This is a genomic window from Citricoccus zhacaiensis (assembly GCF_014645315.1).
GTDB lineage: Bacteria > Actinomycetota > Actinomycetes > Actinomycetales > Micrococcaceae > Citricoccus > Citricoccus zhacaiensis.
Genome location: NZ_BMLQ01000001.1, coordinates 285,896 through 301,384 on the forward strand (window position 1 = coordinate 285,896; position 15,489 = coordinate 301,384).

General features: G+C 68.3%; 21 protein-coding genes and 1 pseudogene. 12 read left to right on the plus strand and 10 right to left on the minus strand.

The window, feature by feature from the left end; all coding sequences use genetic code 11:
- Nucleotides 1–93 precede the first annotated feature (93 nt).
- The 9 genes and pseudogenes from prfB to IEX49_RS01260 form a co-directional block, all read right to left on the minus strand.
- The gene (gene prfB / locus IEX49_RS01220) at nt 94–1,209 is read right to left on the minus strand and encodes a peptide chain release factor 2 (protein WP_188803408.1); all 1,116 of its coding nucleotides are present in this window, start codon (nt 1,207–1,209) and stop codon (nt 94–96) included.
- Between the two features lie 69 nt (nt 1,210–1,278).
- Nucleotides 1,279–1,500: a hypothetical protein gene (locus IEX49_RS01225; RefSeq protein WP_188803410.1), complete on the minus strand. Its 222-nt coding sequence runs from the start codon at nt 1,498–1,500 to the stop codon at nt 1,279–1,281.
- Nucleotides 1,501–1,509: 9 nt separating this feature from the next.
- On the minus strand, nt 1,510–1,986 hold the full coding sequence (locus tag IEX49_RS01230; RefSeq protein ID WP_188803412.1) for a pilus assembly protein TadG-related protein: 477 nt from the start codon (nt 1,984–1,986) through the stop codon (nt 1,510–1,512).
- Nucleotides 1,987–1,994: 8 nt separating this feature from the next.
- Nucleotides 1,995–2,468 carry a hypothetical protein gene (locus IEX49_RS01235; RefSeq protein WP_188803414.1) on the minus strand — a complete coding sequence of 158 codons (474 nt, stop codon included), beginning with the start codon at nt 2,466–2,468 and terminating at the stop codon, nt 1,995–1,997.
- Nucleotides 2,452–2,832, minus strand: a complete 381-nt coding sequence (locus tag IEX49_RS01240) for a TadE family protein (RefSeq protein ID WP_229672077.1) — start codon at nt 2,830–2,832, stop codon at nt 2,452–2,454. The genes IEX49_RS01235 and IEX49_RS01240 overlap by 17 nt, the downstream gene beginning before the upstream one ends.
- A 2-nt stretch (nt 2,833–2,834) precedes the next feature.
- Nucleotides 2,835–3,044: a hypothetical protein gene (locus IEX49_RS01245; protein ID WP_188803416.1), complete on the minus strand. Its 210-nt coding sequence runs from the start codon at nt 3,042–3,044 to the stop codon at nt 2,835–2,837.
- Between the two features lie 66 nt (nt 3,045–3,110).
- The gene (locus tag IEX49_RS01250) at nt 3,111–4,046 is read right to left on the minus strand and encodes a type II secretion system F family protein (RefSeq protein WP_188803418.1); all 936 of its coding nucleotides are present in this window, start codon (nt 4,044–4,046) and stop codon (nt 3,111–3,113) included.
- The gene (locus IEX49_RS01255; RefSeq protein WP_188803420.1) at nt 4,047–4,898 is read right to left on the minus strand and encodes a type II secretion system F family protein; all 852 of its coding nucleotides are present in this window, start codon (nt 4,896–4,898) and stop codon (nt 4,047–4,049) included.
- Nucleotides 4,898–5,650 (minus strand): annotated as a pseudogene (locus IEX49_RS01260) (TadA family conjugal transfer-associated ATPase); the annotation flags it as partial. The pseudogene IEX49_RS01260 and the gene IEX49_RS01255, both read right to left, overlap by 1 nt.
- 69 nt (nt 5,651–5,719) lie before the next feature.
- Here IEX49_RS01260 and IEX49_RS01265 point away from each other — a divergent pair.
- The 11 genes from IEX49_RS01265 (at nt 5,720) to IEX49_RS01315 (ending at nt 14,180) form a co-directional block, all read left to right on the plus strand.
- Nucleotides 5,720–7,222, plus strand: a complete 1,503-nt coding sequence (locus tag IEX49_RS01265; protein ID WP_188803422.1) for a recombinase family protein — start codon at nt 5,720–5,722, stop codon at nt 7,220–7,222.
- 725 nt (nt 7,223–7,947) lie between these two features.
- A complete protein-coding gene (locus IEX49_RS01270; RefSeq protein WP_188803424.1) occupies nt 7,948–8,115 on the plus strand; it encodes a hypothetical protein in 168 nt (55 codons plus the stop codon).
- A 230-nt stretch (nt 8,116–8,345) separates the two neighbouring features.
- Nucleotides 8,346–8,489, plus strand: coding sequence for a hypothetical protein (locus IEX49_RS01275; protein ID WP_188803426.1), 144 nt, complete (start codon nt 8,346–8,348; stop codon nt 8,487–8,489).
- A 115-nt stretch (nt 8,490–8,604) separates the two neighbouring features.
- On the plus strand, nt 8,605–10,080 hold the full coding sequence (locus IEX49_RS01280; RefSeq protein WP_188803428.1) for a terminase TerL endonuclease subunit: 1,476 nt from the start codon (nt 8,605–8,607) through the stop codon (nt 10,078–10,080).
- Nucleotides 10,077–11,399, plus strand: a complete 1,323-nt coding sequence (locus tag IEX49_RS01285) for a phage portal protein (RefSeq protein ID WP_188803430.1) — start codon at nt 10,077–10,079, stop codon at nt 11,397–11,399. Before IEX49_RS01280 ends, IEX49_RS01285 begins: the two co-directional genes overlap by 4 nt.
- On the plus strand, nt 11,396–11,920 hold the full coding sequence (locus tag IEX49_RS01290) for a hypothetical protein (RefSeq protein WP_188803433.1): 525 nt from the start codon (nt 11,396–11,398) through the stop codon (nt 11,918–11,920). The genes IEX49_RS01285 and IEX49_RS01290 overlap by 4 nt, the downstream gene beginning before the upstream one ends.
- A complete protein-coding gene (locus IEX49_RS01295; protein ID WP_229672078.1) occupies nt 11,890–12,408 on the plus strand; it encodes a hypothetical protein in 519 nt (172 codons plus the stop codon). The genes IEX49_RS01290 and IEX49_RS01295 overlap by 31 nt, the downstream gene beginning before the upstream one ends.
- Nucleotides 12,401–12,589 (plus strand): hypothetical protein, encoded by a 189-nt coding sequence (locus tag IEX49_RS01300; protein WP_188803434.1) that lies wholly within the window; start codon nt 12,401–12,403, stop codon nt 12,587–12,589. Before IEX49_RS01295 ends, IEX49_RS01300 begins: the two co-directional genes overlap by 8 nt.
- 117 nt (nt 12,590–12,706) lie before the next feature.
- The gene (locus tag IEX49_RS01305) at nt 12,707–13,540 is read left to right on the plus strand and encodes a phage major capsid protein (protein ID WP_188803436.1); all 834 of its coding nucleotides are present in this window, start codon (nt 12,707–12,709) and stop codon (nt 13,538–13,540) included.
- Entirely contained in the window at nt 13,540–13,854 is a 315-nt protein-coding gene (locus IEX49_RS01310) for a hypothetical protein (protein WP_188803438.1), read from the plus strand. The genes IEX49_RS01305 and IEX49_RS01310 overlap by 1 nt, the downstream gene beginning before the upstream one ends.
- Nucleotides 13,854–14,180 (plus strand): phage head completion protein, encoded by a 327-nt coding sequence (locus IEX49_RS01315; protein WP_229672138.1) that lies wholly within the window; start codon nt 13,854–13,856, stop codon nt 14,178–14,180. The genes IEX49_RS01310 and IEX49_RS01315 overlap by 1 nt, the downstream gene beginning before the upstream one ends.
- A 62-nt stretch (nt 14,181–14,242) precedes the next feature.
- Here IEX49_RS01315 and IEX49_RS16985 read toward each other — a convergent pair whose 3' ends face one another.
- Entirely contained in the window at nt 14,243–14,374 is a 132-nt protein-coding gene (locus IEX49_RS16985) for a hypothetical protein (protein ID WP_268237687.1), read from the minus strand.
- A 179-nt stretch (nt 14,375–14,553) separates the two neighbouring features.
- Here IEX49_RS16985 and IEX49_RS01320 point away from each other — a divergent pair, with 179 nt between their 5' ends.
- Complete coding sequence (locus IEX49_RS01320; protein WP_188803442.1) at nt 14,554–15,456, plus strand: hypothetical protein; 903 nt, start codon at nt 14,554–14,556, stop codon at nt 15,454–15,456.
- Nucleotides 15,457–15,489 lie beyond the last annotated feature (33 nt).

Genomic DNA, 15,489 nt, shown 5'->3' on the forward strand with positions numbered 1-15,489 from the left:
CGGATCGGGCCTCGTGGTCACTGTAGGCAGGGTGTTCCGGCGCGGACAAGGGAACCAGGGAACAAGAGTCCGTTCGGCCGAGGGACCGGGTGGTCAGTCCTCGCCGTGGCGGGCACCGGCGCGCCAGCGGATGCCGGCGTCGATGAAGCCGTCGATCGCGCCGTCGAACACGGAAGAGGGGTTGCCCTCCTCGTGGTTGGTGCGCAGGTCCTTGACCATCTGGTACGGATTCAGCACGTAGGAGCGCATCTGATCGCCCCAGGATGCCTTGACGTCCCCGGCCATCTCCTTCTTCTTCGCGTCCTCCTCGGCCTTGCGCACCAGCAGCAGGCGGGACTGCATGACGCGCAGGGCGGCGGCACGGTTCTGGATCTGGGACTTCTCATTCTGCATCGAGACCACGATCCCGGTGGGGATGTGCGTCATGCGCACGGCTGAGTCGGTGGTGTTCACCGACTGGCCGCCGGGGCCGGAGGAGCGGAAGACGTCCACCTTGAGCTCGGCTTCCGGGATCTCGACCGAGTCGTCGGACTCGATGAGTGGGATGACCTCGACGGCGGCGAAGGAGGTCTGGCGCCGGCCCTGGTTGTCGAACGGGCTGATGCGCACGAGGCGGTGGGTGCCGGCCTCCACGGACAGCGTGCCGAAGGCGTAGGGGGCCTTGACCTCGAAGGTCGCGGACTTCAGCCCGGCCTCCTCGGCATAGGCGGTGTCCATGACCTTGGTGGCCCAGCCGCGCTGCTCAGCCCAGCGCAGGTACATGCGCATCAGGATCTCGGCGAAGTCGGCGGCATCCACACCACCGGCACCGGCGCGGATGGTGATGACCGCGTCGCGTTCGTCGTACTCCCCGGACAGCAGGGTGACGATCTCCAGGTCGGACATCGTCTTGCGCAGGGCCTCGAGTTCCTTGGCCACGTCCTCCCGGGCGGAGTCATCATCCTCCTCGGCCGCGAGCTCCACCATGACCTCCATGTCATCGATGCGCTGCTCCAGCTTGGCGACGCGCTCAAGCTCGGTCTGCCGGTGGGAGAGCTTGGAGGTCACCTTCTGCGCCGCCTCGGGATCGTCCCAGAGGTCCGGTGCGGAGGCCTCCGCCTCCAGCCGGGTGATGTCCGCCTTGATCTGCTCCATGTCCGACACCTGCTCGATGTTGGACAGCGTGGAGCGCAGTTGCGCGATTTCAGCGGTGTAGTCAGTCTCAGCCATGGTGGGGTCCAGCCTACAACGCGGCGGGGCCGGCGTTGTTCCCAGGCCCGACGCCGGCCCCGCCGCCCGTCATCTGGCGTCCCGCGAGACGTACTCCACCAGCACCGGATCAGCGGAGGAGAAGACGTCCATCTCCTCTCCCCCATCACAGGTCATCAGGGAGAGGGTCACGGTCTCGCCGGAGGACATCGCCCGGCGGGCGGCCACCACCCAGGTGCCCCCGGAGTCCTCCCAGCGGCGCAGTCGCTGCAGATCCGGGTGCTCGGTGTTCTCGGGGTTGTCGGTCGACATGGAGTCTCCTCAGCGTGTCAGGGCGGTACGGGACGAACTGGTCGCCACGATCCGGATGCCGTCCGGCACGATCCAATTCACGATAGGTGGATGGGCGGTGGCCGTCAGCACCACGTCGACGGTCTGGCCGCCGTCGCCCACGGAGACGGATTCCACCACGAGCCCGTCGAACCGCCCGTGTGCACCGGCGGCGGCCAGATATCCGGCCACCGCCTCGGCGGCCTCGGCGTCAGCGAGCACCGGGACGTGTCCGGCGTCGGCGCCTTCCTCGATGGCGATGGTGAAGCTGTCCGCCGCCGCCATGGTGGCCCCGTCCGCTGCGGACAGCAGCTTGCGGGCCTCGAGGTTCACTGTGGTCACGGCAAGGATCACGGTGGCCAGCAGCAGGCAGACCACCGTCAGCCCCACGACCAGCACCGTGGTCTGGCCTTCTTCTCCGGCTCGGCTGACCCCGTAGTCCCGTCCTGATTCGTCCTGACACCGCATGCGGGCCCTCATCCGAACCTCGGCACAGGCTGCTGGGAGTTGCTGGTGACCGTGGCGACGGCGGCGTCCCAGCCGAGTCCTTGCGGCAACAACGGCACCGGCACCCGGATCGACACCTCCACCGACACGGAGGAGCCGGGCTCCAGACAGGGGCTGGTGGAGCAGGACAGGGCGGACTGCGCCACAGAGGGATCCAACCCGTAGTCCCCCAGTGTCAAGGCGACGACCTCGTCGGCACGGCCGGCGGCACTCGAGGCATCCGGAGCTCCGGCCATCGCCTTGGCCGCCTGGTCTGCAGCAGCCACGGACGCATAGGCCGCGGATTGGATCTGGCTGGTCAACATCAGGAAGTAGATCACCGGTATCAGGAGGAGTGCGGCCAGGAGCACGAACTCCACCGTGGCCGAGCCTTCCTCTCCCCGCGCTTCCGTTCGCCGAGCGTCGATCGTGGTGCGGATAGCCGTGTCAGTAACGGTAGGCATGGCCATCGGCCTCCAATCCCACGGGACCGGACAGGAAGCCGACCATGGGCATCTGCGTGCGCACGGTGATCCTGACCATGGCGGTTCCGTCCCCGCCCGTCGTCTCCGCAGACACATCGGCTTGGCCGCCGCCCGGAATCGACCCGGCGAGCAGTTCTCGGGTCCTGGCCGCGCCGTCGTCGGGCGTCCGGTCCCCCAGCGCTCCGTACCGGGCCCCGGCGCTGGCTGCATCGATCAACGTGTTGCGGACGTAAATGATGATGCCGAACTGGAGGATCGCGGCGAAGATGATCGAGAGCAGCGCCATCACCATGACGGATTCGGCCACTGCCGATCCGCGTTCGCCCTCACGCGCGTTCAGCACGGTCAGTTCTGGGTGACCTGGCTGATCGCCTGGTTGAACAGGTCCGTCAGAGCCGGGCCCGCGATGGCCAGCAGTCCGGCGACGAGCACGGCCGACATCAAGGTGATCATCACCCAGCCGGGCACGTCTCCCCGCTCGTCATCACGGGCCTCGCCCAGGAAGGTGGTCAGGGCTGCCAGGGCCCGGTATTTCGGTTCGGTCTTGTCTGTCATAGTCCCCTCCAGGATGGGCTGTCGGTTGGGTTGTCGGCTGAGTGACTCTATTGGTTGGGCGGTGGTTCAAAAGCCGAGATTCATGATCGAGATCCCGGGGTACACGGCGAAGATGACGGTCAGGGGCAGGATGCCGAAGACCAGGGGCGCCATCATGCCGATCTCCTTGCGGCCGGCGGATTCCAGCAGTTCCCGCTTGGACAGCTCACGGACGTCCTTGGCCTGGGCCCGGAGCACATCGGCCAGCGGCGTGCCCCGTTCCAGGGCGACGAGGACCCCCTCGATGAACCGTTCCACCGGCGCCAGCTGGATCCGGCGTGCACACGCTTTCAGCGCGGCATGGATGGAGGATCCGGAGCGCATGTCGGACAGGACCGTGCCGAACTCCCCGGCCAGTTCTCCCCTGGCCGAGGTGGCAACCCGTTCCAGGGCTCCGGCCGCACTGTCCCCGGCGCTGACGGACAGAGCGAACAGCTCCGCCACTGAGGGGAACTCGCTGAGGATCCGGGCGCGGCGGCGATTGATCTGGCCGGTCAACAGGTTGTCCCTGAAGAAGAAGGCCACCACGGCCAAGGTTCCCACGAGCATGACGCCGATGACCGGATTCAGGGCTCCGTTGACGGCGAGCGCCACGCATCCCGTCACCCCCAATGCGGCTCCTCCGGCCGCGGCGATGAGCTGCTGGGCCCGGTAGTCCTGGACGGAGAGGCCGGATCCCGCGGCATCCAGTTTGCGTTCGAGAGCTTGGTGACCGAGGTTGAGTCGCCCCAACTGCCGTACGCCGGCCGACAGCACCGGTTGCATGATCCGGCCCAGGGCGCCCCAGGGGGACACGACCTGTTGCTCGTTCAGCAGTGATGAGGCAGGTGCATGGTGCCTCAGTTGGGGTTCGACGCGACGTGCCAGCGAGGGCTGCCACCCCCAGGGCAGCGCCACCAGCACTAGGGCCAGCCCGGACCCGAGGGCGAGCCCCAAGACCAGGGCCAGGGAGAACGTCGTCATCTACAGCACCCTCTGCTCTTCCGGCAGTGCACCGATCCTCAGCATGAGTTGATAACAGATGACGGAGACCACGAGGCCGCCGGCCAATACCAGGAGGCCCGTGAAGGTCTGGTAGACGCGTACTGCGTCCGGCTGGGTTCCCAACAGCAGCAACACGATCCACGGGGCCGCCACGGCCAGGCGAGCGGCATTGACGGTCCAGGACTGACGGGACTCCAGTTCGCTACGGGTCCGGGCATCCTCACGCAGGAACTCGGCGAGGGTGGACAGCAGGTTGCCGATGTCTGCGCCGCCGACCTCCCGGGTCAGCCGCAGGGCGGCGATCAACCGGTCGGCCACCGGATCGGCCATCCGGAACTTAAGGTTGTCCAGGGCGTCCATGAACCGCAGTCCCGAACGGTAGTCCCGGGCGAACTCGCGGAAGGCAGGCTGGAGTTCCTCCGGTCCCTTGTCCCCGAGCTGGATGAGTGCCTCGGGCAGTGTCAGGCCGGCACGGATGGCAGATCGGAGGTGGTCCACGGCATCTGGCCACACATCACGCAGCAGGGTGCGCCGCTTCTTCGCCTGCCAATTCAGCGCGACCCATGGCACCAGCGCCCCGAACAGACCGAAGCACAACGCGATCGGCAGGGCCCGCGTCACGATGAAGACCAGCAGCAGCGCCACCATTCCGCAGCCGATCATCGCCGCCACCACACCGGCGGGGCCGACCTGCTCGACGCCGGCACGGGCGAGCAGTTGCCGCAGGTTGCTGTCCCGGCGGATCACCACCGGTGTGTCCCCGCGGGGCCAGAACGACCACCACACCAGGAACAACCCGGCCCCCAGCATCAGCCCCAGGAACAGCGACATCAGCCGACCCCCACCACGGAGCGCACGTCGTAGCCCCGGGATTCGAGTTTGCGGTTCTCCAACATGGCTGACGGACTGAGGACCAATTGGCCGTCAACGCGGTGGAAGACGGTCGAGGACTCGATGATCCCCTCCTCCACCCGGCTGCCGACGGACAGGATCTCCTCCACGTACCGGCGGCCATGGCGGTCCCGCGCGCAATGCACCACGAGGTCGAAACAGGACGCCACCGTCGGGACCACGAAGTTCCGGGAGATGTTCTCGCCGGCCATCAGGGGCAGCGTGCAGATCTTCGTCAGGGCGTCCGACGCACTGTTGGCGTGCAACGTGCACATGCCGGGCAGGCCTGAATTCAAAGCAACCAACATGTCCAGGCTCTCGGCCTCTCGGACCTCCCCCACGATCAGCCGGTCCGGGCGCATACGCAGTGCCTCCTTCACAAGACGGCGCAGGGGAATCTCGCCGTGGCCCTCCAGGTTCGGCTGGCGGCACTGCATCTGGACCACATCACGCAAGGGAAGTTTGAGTTCGAAGATCTCCTCGACCGTCACTACCCGTTCCCTGCTGCCGATGGAGGCCGACAGGCAATTGAGCATCGTGGTCTTGCCGGACTGGGTGGCACCGGACACCAGGATGTTCAACCCGGCGTCAACACTGGCATCCAGGAAGCGTGCGGCATCCGCGCTCAGGGATCCTGACCGCACCAGGTCCTCGACCCGATGGGCTCGGACCACGAATTTGCCGGATGACACCTAGTGAGCTGACCGCCACCTCATGGCGGTCTCTCACTACGTCAGCCGACCAAGTGAAAGGCCCACGCCATGACCACCGCGCCCCGCGCAATCCTGTATCTTCGCCTCTCATCTATCACCGACGATTCGACGTCCATCGTCCGGCAGGAGGCCGATCTACGCTCCCATGCCGAGCGGCAGGGCTGGGAAATCATCGACGTTTTGACCGACAACGGCATATCAGGGCGCAAGGCCCGCGAGAAGGCATCCGAGGCGGTCCGCCGAATCGCCGACAACGAAGCCGACGTCCTGGCCGTGTGGAAACTGGACCGGTTCACTCGACAGGGATGGGACGGTCTGGGTGAGCTGTCGAGAGCGCTGGATGCTCGCGAGCGCGCCGGTAGCCCTGCGCTGTTCGTAGCCCTGCAGGATGGGCTCACGTCCGCGCAATCGGCTTTCCGCTTGATCGCAGGTGTGCTTTCCGAAGTCGCCCGGACCGAGGCGGATAATGCCTCGAAGCGCATCAGTAGCTCGATTCAGTACCGGCGTCTCGTGTCGAACAAGTTCGCTGGCGGCTCCCCGCCGTTCGGGTATCGCTCGGCCCCTGCGCCGGACGGTGTTGGTCGCGTGCTCCTGGTGGACCCGGCCGAGGCGCCCGTCGTCCGCGACGTGGCGGCGCGTCTGGCTGAAGGCGTCGAGTCGATGGGGTCGATCATGCGCGATCTGGACGCCCACGGCGTGCCGACGGGTAGAGCGAAAGCCCGCCGGGAGCGGCAGCTCGGGCGCGATTGGGAGGGGGCGGACCGCGGGAAATGGACCGCTACGGCGATCCGGCGCATCTGGACTTCTGACGCCGTACTCGGTCGGCAGCGGCACGGCGGCGACGTTGTCCGCGGTCCTGACGGGTTGCCGTTACAGGTATGGCCGCAACTGCTCGACGTCGCAACCGTCGAGGCCGTTCGACGGCGCTTCGGAACGTACAACGGCGTGAAGGTCGGTACCGAGCCCCGACGGCGTGCTGCTCGTGTGTTGTCCGGTCTCGTTTTCTGCAGCGATTGCGGCGGGAAGATGTACGTCTTTTCGAGCACCGAGGGCCGCCGTGCGGGTTACCGGTGCTCCGCTGGCGGAAACTACGCGATTGTGTGCCGTAACCCTCGCATAAGCGCAGCCGACCTAGAGCGCATCGTCGCAGATGAGTTCCTGTCGGTGGCTGGGAAGTGGCCTGAAGTCGAAGAGGTTGTCGCCTCCACCGTCGCGGCGACCGAGGCGGCGCTGGCTGAGGTCGAGGTCGCGTTGCGCGAGGCGTCGGCCGCGCTGACCGCCGACGGCGCGGACGTGCCCGCACTGCTGAGCCGCCTGGAGACGCTCAAAGGTCGTCGAACTGAGCTGCGATCGACGCCGCAGACCGCCGAGGTCGAGCATCGGGCCACGGGGCGCACGCTCGCCGAGGCGTGGGCGGCGACGGAATGCGTCGCATGGCGCCGAACGCTGCTTGCGGTGGCGATGGATTCTGTTGAGGTCAGTCCTACGCCGCCGGGCGGTCGGTACATGACGCCGAACGAGGATCGTGTCGTCATCCGCTGGCGGAGCTGACGCCGGGTGCGGGTGATGAAATGACGGAAGTACCGTCACTACGTATTCCTTTGTTAAGAGTTCTCTCTCTCGAACAAGTAATAGAGAAGTGACGCTTTACCGTCACTTCCGCCACCCCTGCACGTGCCGGGCACCGCCCGCACCCCGCGTCAGTCGTTTCGGCGTCGCTGGCCCTTGTTGGTTACGCGTGGCCCTCTATCTATATGTGGCGGAAAGCTGCGCACCCTCCTCGGGCGGCGCAGCCCGTCACGCTGGGCGCCTTCCTTCCGCTCGGCAGCGCCCGGCCTGTCCGGTTCTGATGCTCCCCGTTCTCGTGCTTGTGGCGGGTTGAGCTTCCCGGACAGGTCGGGCGCTACTTCTTGCCCCACGTCCGTTAGCGACGCCCATACGAGAGAGGCGCCCGCCATGCTTACCGACCCCCGCCATTGCGCCGAGTGCGGCGACCCGTTCGCTGACGACGTCGACCCCCGCCGCCTGACCTGTAGTACGCGCTGCCGCGTCCGCCGACACCGTCGCCGCGAGCGCGAGGAGCTGGCGCGCCTACGCGCGCAGCTCGCCGCCATGACCGCCGAGGAGGCCCGCCCGTGAGCGTCCCTGTCCCTACACCGCCGCGTCCCCTGGCCTATTCGGCTCCGTCCCCGGCTGCCGCGGCCGCAGCTGCGCCGTCCACCCCGGCGGCACTCCCTGCCCACACCTACACCGGCCGCCCGCCGTTCTACTCGGCAATGGAGCGCCGCACCTGGCGCGGCAGCGACGGCAAGAGTACGCGCGGTATCGCACTGATGAAGGGCCGTAACAGCGTGGCTATCTTTCTCACGCCGGAGCAGGCGCGCTCGCTCGCTGACGGGCTGCACGACCTCGTCGAGGACATAGACGCTGCGCCTCGGCGGTGAGCTGGCAACCGCAGCGCCCTTGCCTGTCCTGCGGTCGTCCGCAGCGTGTGGGCAAGCGGTGCACTGACTGCGCTGCCGGTCACCGCCGTTCGCACGAGGTGCGCAAACCCGGACGCTCCGCTCGCGCTTCGGGCTATGACGCTCGATGGGATGCGCTGTCTCGGCGTGCCCGGCGCATACAGGACTGGTGCACCGACTGCGGTCGTCCCGACATGTTGCAGGCGGACCACTTGCCGAGCGCGTGGCACCGCCACGAGCGCGGCCTGCCGCTGCGCCTGCAGGACGTCGACGTCGTGTGTGCCGCGTGCAACACCGACCGCGGCAGCTCCCGCCCCGGCTCCGAGCGCTACCGCGTCGAGTTCGGCGACCGCTGACCCTCGAGACCTGGGGGGCAGGGGTGACCGCACCCCCGCTGGACTGGCGGCGTTCAGGGCCGGAGCCGAATTGTATCGCCCATTGTTCTAGCCCTACCGCCTGAAAGGGGGGTCTATGGCCGCACCCGGCCGCAAGGCAGCCGTAGACCCGTCGCCGCTGCCGTTCAGTCCTCGCGCCACGGGCGCCGCACGGTTCGTGAGGTTCGCCGAGAAGTTCGTCAAGGTGCCGAAGGGCACCGGCGCCCGCGCTCCGATGCGCATCCGCGACTGGCAGCGCGACCTCGCCGGGTCCGTCCTGGACGCCGAGGTGCAGCCCCGCACCGCGGGCTGGCTGCTCCCGCGAGGACAGGGCAAGTCGACCCTCGTTGCTGCCCTTGGGCTGTACGACCTCATGTGTGGCGAGGAGGGCGCGAGCGTCGTCGTCGTGGCCGTGGACGAGCGGCAGGCGCGCATCGTGTTCAACACCGCGAAACGCATGGTCGAGCTGTCCCCCGAACTGGAAACCCGGGTGCAGGTCTACGCCGACCGGCTCGTCGTGCCCGCCCGCGGCGCGTCGTTCGCCGTGTTGCCCGCGTCCGCGCCGTCGCTGGAGGGCCTGGACTTCACGCTCGCGATCGTGGACGAGGCGGGCGTCGTCAGCCGCGACGTGTTCGAGGTCGTCAGCCTCGCAGGCGGCAAGCGCGAGCGCTCGACGCTGATCGCCATTGGCACGCCGGGCCCTGACCCGGACGACAGTGTCCTCGCCGACCTGCGCAACTACGCCCGCGAGCACCCCGAGGACACCTCGCAGGTCTACCGCGAGCACAGCGCCGCCGGGTTCGAGGACCACCCCATCGACTGTGAACACTGCTGGAAGCTGGCCAACCCGGCGCTCGATGACTTCCTGTATCGCGATGCGGTGCGCGCGCTGCTGCCTCCCAAGACCCGCGAGTCGACATTCCGGCGCGCCCGGCTCGGGCAGTGGGTGACGGACACGTCCGGCGGGTTCCTGGCCGACGGCGTGTGGGACGGCCTCGCCGAACCGCGGCCGATCCCGCCCGGTGCCGACGTCATCGTCTCGCTCGATGGGTCGTTCAACAGCGACTCGACGGCGATCGTCGTCGCCACCGTGGACCGCAGGCCGCACTTCACCGTCGGCGGGCTGTGGCAGGCACCGCCGGAGCTGCCGGGCTGGCAGGTGCCGGTGTTGGAGGTCGAGGACCGTATCCGCGAGCTGGCCGAGACATTCAACGTGCGCGAGGTCGTCGTTGATCCATTCAGGTGGCAGCGCACCATGCAAGTCCTGGAGGCCGACGGCCTGCCCGTCGTGTCCTTCCCCTGGTCGGCGTCCCGCATCACTGCGGCAACGGCCGACTTCTTCGGCGCGTGTGTAAACGCCGGGCTGACGCACGACGGCGACGCACGTCTCGCCGCGCACATCGGCGCCGCCGTCGTCCACGAGGACAGCAAGGGCGGCATCCGCCTGGACAAGGCCAAGCGCCGCGGCCGAAAGATCGACCTCGCCGCGGCCGCCCTCATGGCGCACAGCCGCGCCACGTGGCTGGCGACGCGCCCTCAAAAACGACGACGTGCAAGGAGCTTCCGCACATGACAGACACCCTCACCGCCCTATCCCAACAGCTCGACGCGGGGACCGCGCAGCGCGCCCGCTATGACGCCGCGTACGAGGGCCGCTCGCCGATGTCCTACCTCGCACCCGCGGCGAAGGTCGCCCTCGGCAGCGGCTTCAACGCCCTGGGCTCCAACGTGTGCCGCGTCGCCGTGACCGCGCTCGCCGAGCGGCTACGCGTGACCGGCTTCACCGTCGACGGCGCGGCTGCTCCCGAGCTGTGGGCCGCATGGCTGGCGAACGACTTGGACCAGCTCGCCGGGACGGCGCACCGCGAGGCGCTCGTGCACGGCGCGAGCTACGTCATCGTGTGGGCCGACGCCGAGGGCGCCCCGCTCGTGACGATCGAGTCCGCCCATCAGGTGACCGTGCAGCGCGACCCGGCGACCCGCCGCGTCGTCTCGGCGCTGAAGCGCTGGGGCACGCCGACCGGCACCGAGGCGATCCTGTACGGGCCCGAGCAGGTCATCAAGTACCGCAGCGACACCGTCGGCGCCGCATCCGCCGGGCAGTTCCGCGTCGTCGAGTCGCTGGACAACCCGCTCGGCGTCGTGCCCGTCGTCGAGCTGGCGAACACCGACCGGCTGCTCGGCGGCGGTGCTAGCGAGCTGGCCGACCTGCTGCCCCTGCAGGACGCGCTCGACAAGCTGCTCGCCGATCTGCTCGTCGCGAGCGAGTACTACGCGCGCCCGCGGCGCTGGGCGACCGGCGTCGAGCTCGAAGAGGTCGAGGAGCTGGACGAGGACGGCGAGCCGACCGGCGAGCTGGTCGCGGAAAACCCCTTCCCCGAAGGGGACCGCATGCTGCTCGCTGAGGACCCGGCCGCGAAGTTCGGCAGCCTGCCCGCGGCCGACCTGAAGGCGTACGAGTCCGCTCTCGCGGTCATCACCTCACAGATTCAGACCGTGGCCGGGCTGCCCGCCCACTACCTCGGCGTCAACAGCGTGCAGCCGCCAAGCGCGGACGGCCTGCGCGCTGCCGAGGCGTCGCTGACCGCTCGCGCCGAGGCTCGGCAAGCGACCTTCGGCCGCGCCTGGGAGAAGGTGGCGCGACTGATGCACGGCATCCTGACCGGCAGGTTCGACGCCGAGGTCCGCGTGAGCTGGGCCGACGCCGCTACCCGCTCGATCGCGCAAGAGGCCGACGCCGTGACCAAGCTCTATCAAGCCGGGTTGCTGCCCGCGTCCTACGCCCTGGCCCGGCTCGGCTACGGCGCCGACGAGGTGGACGCGATCCGCGCCGCCCGCCGGGCCGAAGCGCTCGACAACACCGGCACGGACCTCGGCGAGCTGCTGGCATGAACACCGCGACGCAGACCCGCCTCGCGGACATGATCGTCGCGCAGCTCGTGGCCCTCGTGGAACGGCACACCGCCGGGCGCCTCACGGACGCCGCGTTCGAGGCCGCCGCCGTGGCGCTGCTGACCCGTGCGCAGGCGCAGGGCGCGGCCCTGGCGGACATCGCCGCAGCCGCCGAGGTGGGGCGCCTGCGCGGCACGGTGCTGGCCGCGATCGGTCTGGAGGTCCGCGAGGACGCCGCCGGCCACGCCCGCGCCGAGCTGGCCGCCGCTCGCGCCCGCCCCGAGTGGGACACCGACCCGGTTGCAGCGGCGACCGTGCTCGCGTCCGCCGTGACGCTGGCAGCGGCGCAGGAGGCCACCGACCGCGCGTACCGCGAGCACGGCGTACGGCAGTGGGTCCGCGTGCCGAACGTCGGCGCCTGCGAGCTGTGCCAAGAGCTTGCCGACATGGGACCGGCGCCCGCGGGCGTGGAGCCCTATCACCACAAGGGGTGCGGCTGCTCGTCGCGCCCCGTCAACTAGCCCGAGGAGATCACATGACCACCGACCTGACCAACGCTGACGGCACCCCCGCCGAGGAGCTGCCGACCACCACGGCGGACGACAACGCAACGCCCGCCGCTGACAGCGACGCAGACGCCCCGGAGACGCCCGAACAGGACGCCGAGGCCACCGAGGACGGCGAGACCTTCCCGCGCGCCTACGTGGAGCGCCTGCGCGCTGAGAGCGCCCGCTACCGCGACCGCGCCAAGGCCGCCGACGGGCTCGCGCAGCGTTTACACACGGCGCTCGTGGAGGCCACCGGCCGACTGGCCGACGCGTCCGACCTGGAGTTCGACGCTGCGCACCTGGACGATCCCGAGGCGCTGACCGCCGCGGTTGACGACCTGCTCGCGGCGAAGCCGCACCTTGCGAACCGCACGCCGCGCGGAAGCGTCGGGCAGGGCGCCGTACCGTCCGGCGACGGCAGCGCCGTCTCCCTCCTAGGGATGATGCGCCCCAATGCTTGATCCCCGCACCGTCGCCGACGAGCTGGACGACGTCGTCGCCGTGATCCGGCGGGCCGACGACGTCGACGACCTCGGGGCCGCCGAGCGCAAGCTGCGCGCCCTGGCCGACCAGCTGCGCCGCGAGGCCGCCGAGCCGCCCGCAAGAACAGCCTATTCACAGCGCGGACTAACGGTTATCTAACCGCGATCTAAACGCATTCATTCTTCGACCCCGTAGCCCTGGCGGCTGCGGGGTCGTTGGCGTGCCCCGGTGGCCGTCAAACAATCCCTATTCCTGACACCCCGAAAGGGCATTCACTTGTCTACTTCCACCACCACCGCGCCCACCCTGACCCGCGAACAGGTCGCGAACCTGCTCGTGCAGCCTCTCGAAGCTGCATCCGTCGTCATGGCCGCCGGACCGACCGTGTTCGACTCCTCCGAGCCGCTGCGCATCCCGACCCTCACCGCGGGCACCGCCCCCGGCTTCGTCGGCGAGGGCGAGCTGATCCCGACTGACGACGTCGAGTTCGACGAGCTGAAGCTCATGCCGTCGGATCGCAAGAGCCTGAAGGTCATCACCCGGTACACCGCCGAGCTGGCCCGTCAGTCCGTCATGGGCCTCGACGCCGTGCTGCAGGCCCGTCTCGTCAACGACGTGGCGAACAAGCTGGATAGCGCCCTGCTCACCGGCGACGGCGCCGACGGCTCGATCACCGGCATCATCAACCAGCCCGGCGTGCAGACCGGCACCCTGGACGTCGCCGACCCGGACTCGCTGCTCGACGCCCTGGCCCTTGCGCACGCCGCCGAGGTCACCCCGTCGACCTGGATCGTCAACGCCGCCGACTACATCGCCCTGCGCAAGCTGAAGGGCGCCGACGGCCGCGGGCTGGTCCAGACCGACATCACCGCCGACGCCGCCCAGCGCCTCCACGGCACCGGCGTCATCGTGACGAACAAGCTGCCGCAGGGCACCGCCGTACTGGCGAACATGTCCGAGGTGGCCGTCGTCCGCGACACCAACCCGACCGTGACCGTCCTGTCCGAGCGGTACGCCGAGTACGACGAGATCGGCCTGCGCGTGACCTCCCGGTTCGACCTGGGCCTGCTGCGCCCCGAGGGCGTCATCGTCCTGACGGCGGGCGCCTGATGACGGCCCCCACTGGCGCCGACGTGGCGGCCTTCCTGGGGGCCGCCGATGACACCGAGCTGACCGCCCTCGCAGACGAGCACGTCGCCGTCGTCACGACCATGGTCCGCGCCTACACGCGCGGCGGAGGCTTCGCCGCGGGTACGCCGAACGACGAGCTGGCCGCCGTCATCACGACGGCGACCGCCCGGCTCGTGGCCAACCCCGAGCAGGTCGGCTACAGCGTCGGCAGCGTCCGGCAAGACGCCGGGTTCAAGGGCTTTTCCCTGGCGGAGACGTTCGTCCTGAACCGCTATCGGCGGCGGTCGGCGTGATGATCCTGCACGACCGCATCGAGACCGTGCAGCGGATCGAGACCGGCGATTGGGATGACTACGGTAATCCCATCGTCGATGAGGTCCGCGTCCCCACCCGCGCCGCACTGCAGCCGATGGACAGCGACGAAATGACCGCCGCCGACCCCGGCGCGCAGGTCGTCACCCGGTACCGGCTCATTCTGCCCGCGTCCTCCAAGATCACCGCTCGCGATGCGATCCACCACGGCGGCAGGACATACGAGGTGCACGGCGACATCGCGCCGCACACGATCCGCGGCCGCGTGCACCATCACGAGGCCGTCATCGTCCGCACGATGGGCTGACACACAGACGCGCCCCGCTAGCCCTTGATGGGCTGGCGGGGCGCTTTCGTGCGTCCTGGCGCCTACTGGCCCGCGGCGGCCAGCTCGTCGACAAGCGCGTCGAACCTGTCCGCCTCCAGCAAGTGCCCCACGTGGGCGTAGAGGATTTCCGACACGTGGCCGATGGATTCAGCGTCGAGGTAGGTCGTGCTCATGGTGTGTGCTCCTGTACCCGGCGCCCCGGCGGCGCCGTCGAGAAGAACTGTAGCGGTGCTTATATCAGAGAACAATCCCGTGCGCAAGTCGACTCGCGCGGGTCGATTCCCGCTCTCCCACTAGGAGTGCGGGGCGACTCTGCCAAGTAAGCGGGGCGGATATTCGCTAGCCTGCAGTGGTGACATCCTCGGACGAGCGCAATACGCGCTACATTGACTCCACCGCCTGGTTCGGCACGGTGAGCCAATTCACCGCGATTCTCGAAACGCTGGAGAAGGCCTTGGTCCAACTGGCAAAGCAAGAGAATGAAGAAGTGATCGCGAGCCTTGAGAAGGAACTAGAGAAGAACAAGACGAGGCTGGATGATACAAGCGACCAGACCGCATCGGGGGCCCGGCCCATGTCCCCGTATGAAGCTGTGATCACGCGAAATGAGTACGAGATAGCGTTGCATAGACGTGACAGCGCCATTGTGCTCGACATGGTGGCCACTCGTCCCAGAGTGAGGGACGAGATTTCCGGAAGTGCCGCTACGCTGGGCGACCGGATAGCCCGTGAGCCCTATGACTCGTTGACCGTGACCTTCTACGGTTCCAGTCCATATACGTCCCGCGTCGACCTCAAAGCAGATAGGCGCAGAGGCCTGAGCATCAACATCTCGTCCGCCTCACGGCAGTGGTCGAATGGCACCATCAAGGAACTGGAGGACACGGTTAGGCGTGGAACGCCGTGGTTTGGGCGTCAGTTGACTAGTTTCCGTTGGCTGTTTGGCGCTCTAACTGTGCTTGGCGGTGTCGCATTCCTGGGTGCGACTGTCACCAGTGATGCGTTGCGCGCGTTCATGTCCAGCCTCGTCGCCATGCCCGTAGGTTTCATCGGCCTGTTTGCATTATTTGTCATGCTGCCCGCCGCGGGTGCCGCCGCAATCATTCATCGTGTTGCGCCGCTCTTTGCACTCAATCTGGGTGCAGAAACTCCGTTCAGGGACCGTCAGCTTCCCCGCATGTTATTCGGTATCGGTGTCGGAATTATCAACGTTGCTTTGGCTCTTGCCCCCGCACTGCTATTCCCCGCGGGGTAGTTGAATGCGCCCGGCACAATATAAAGATACGCT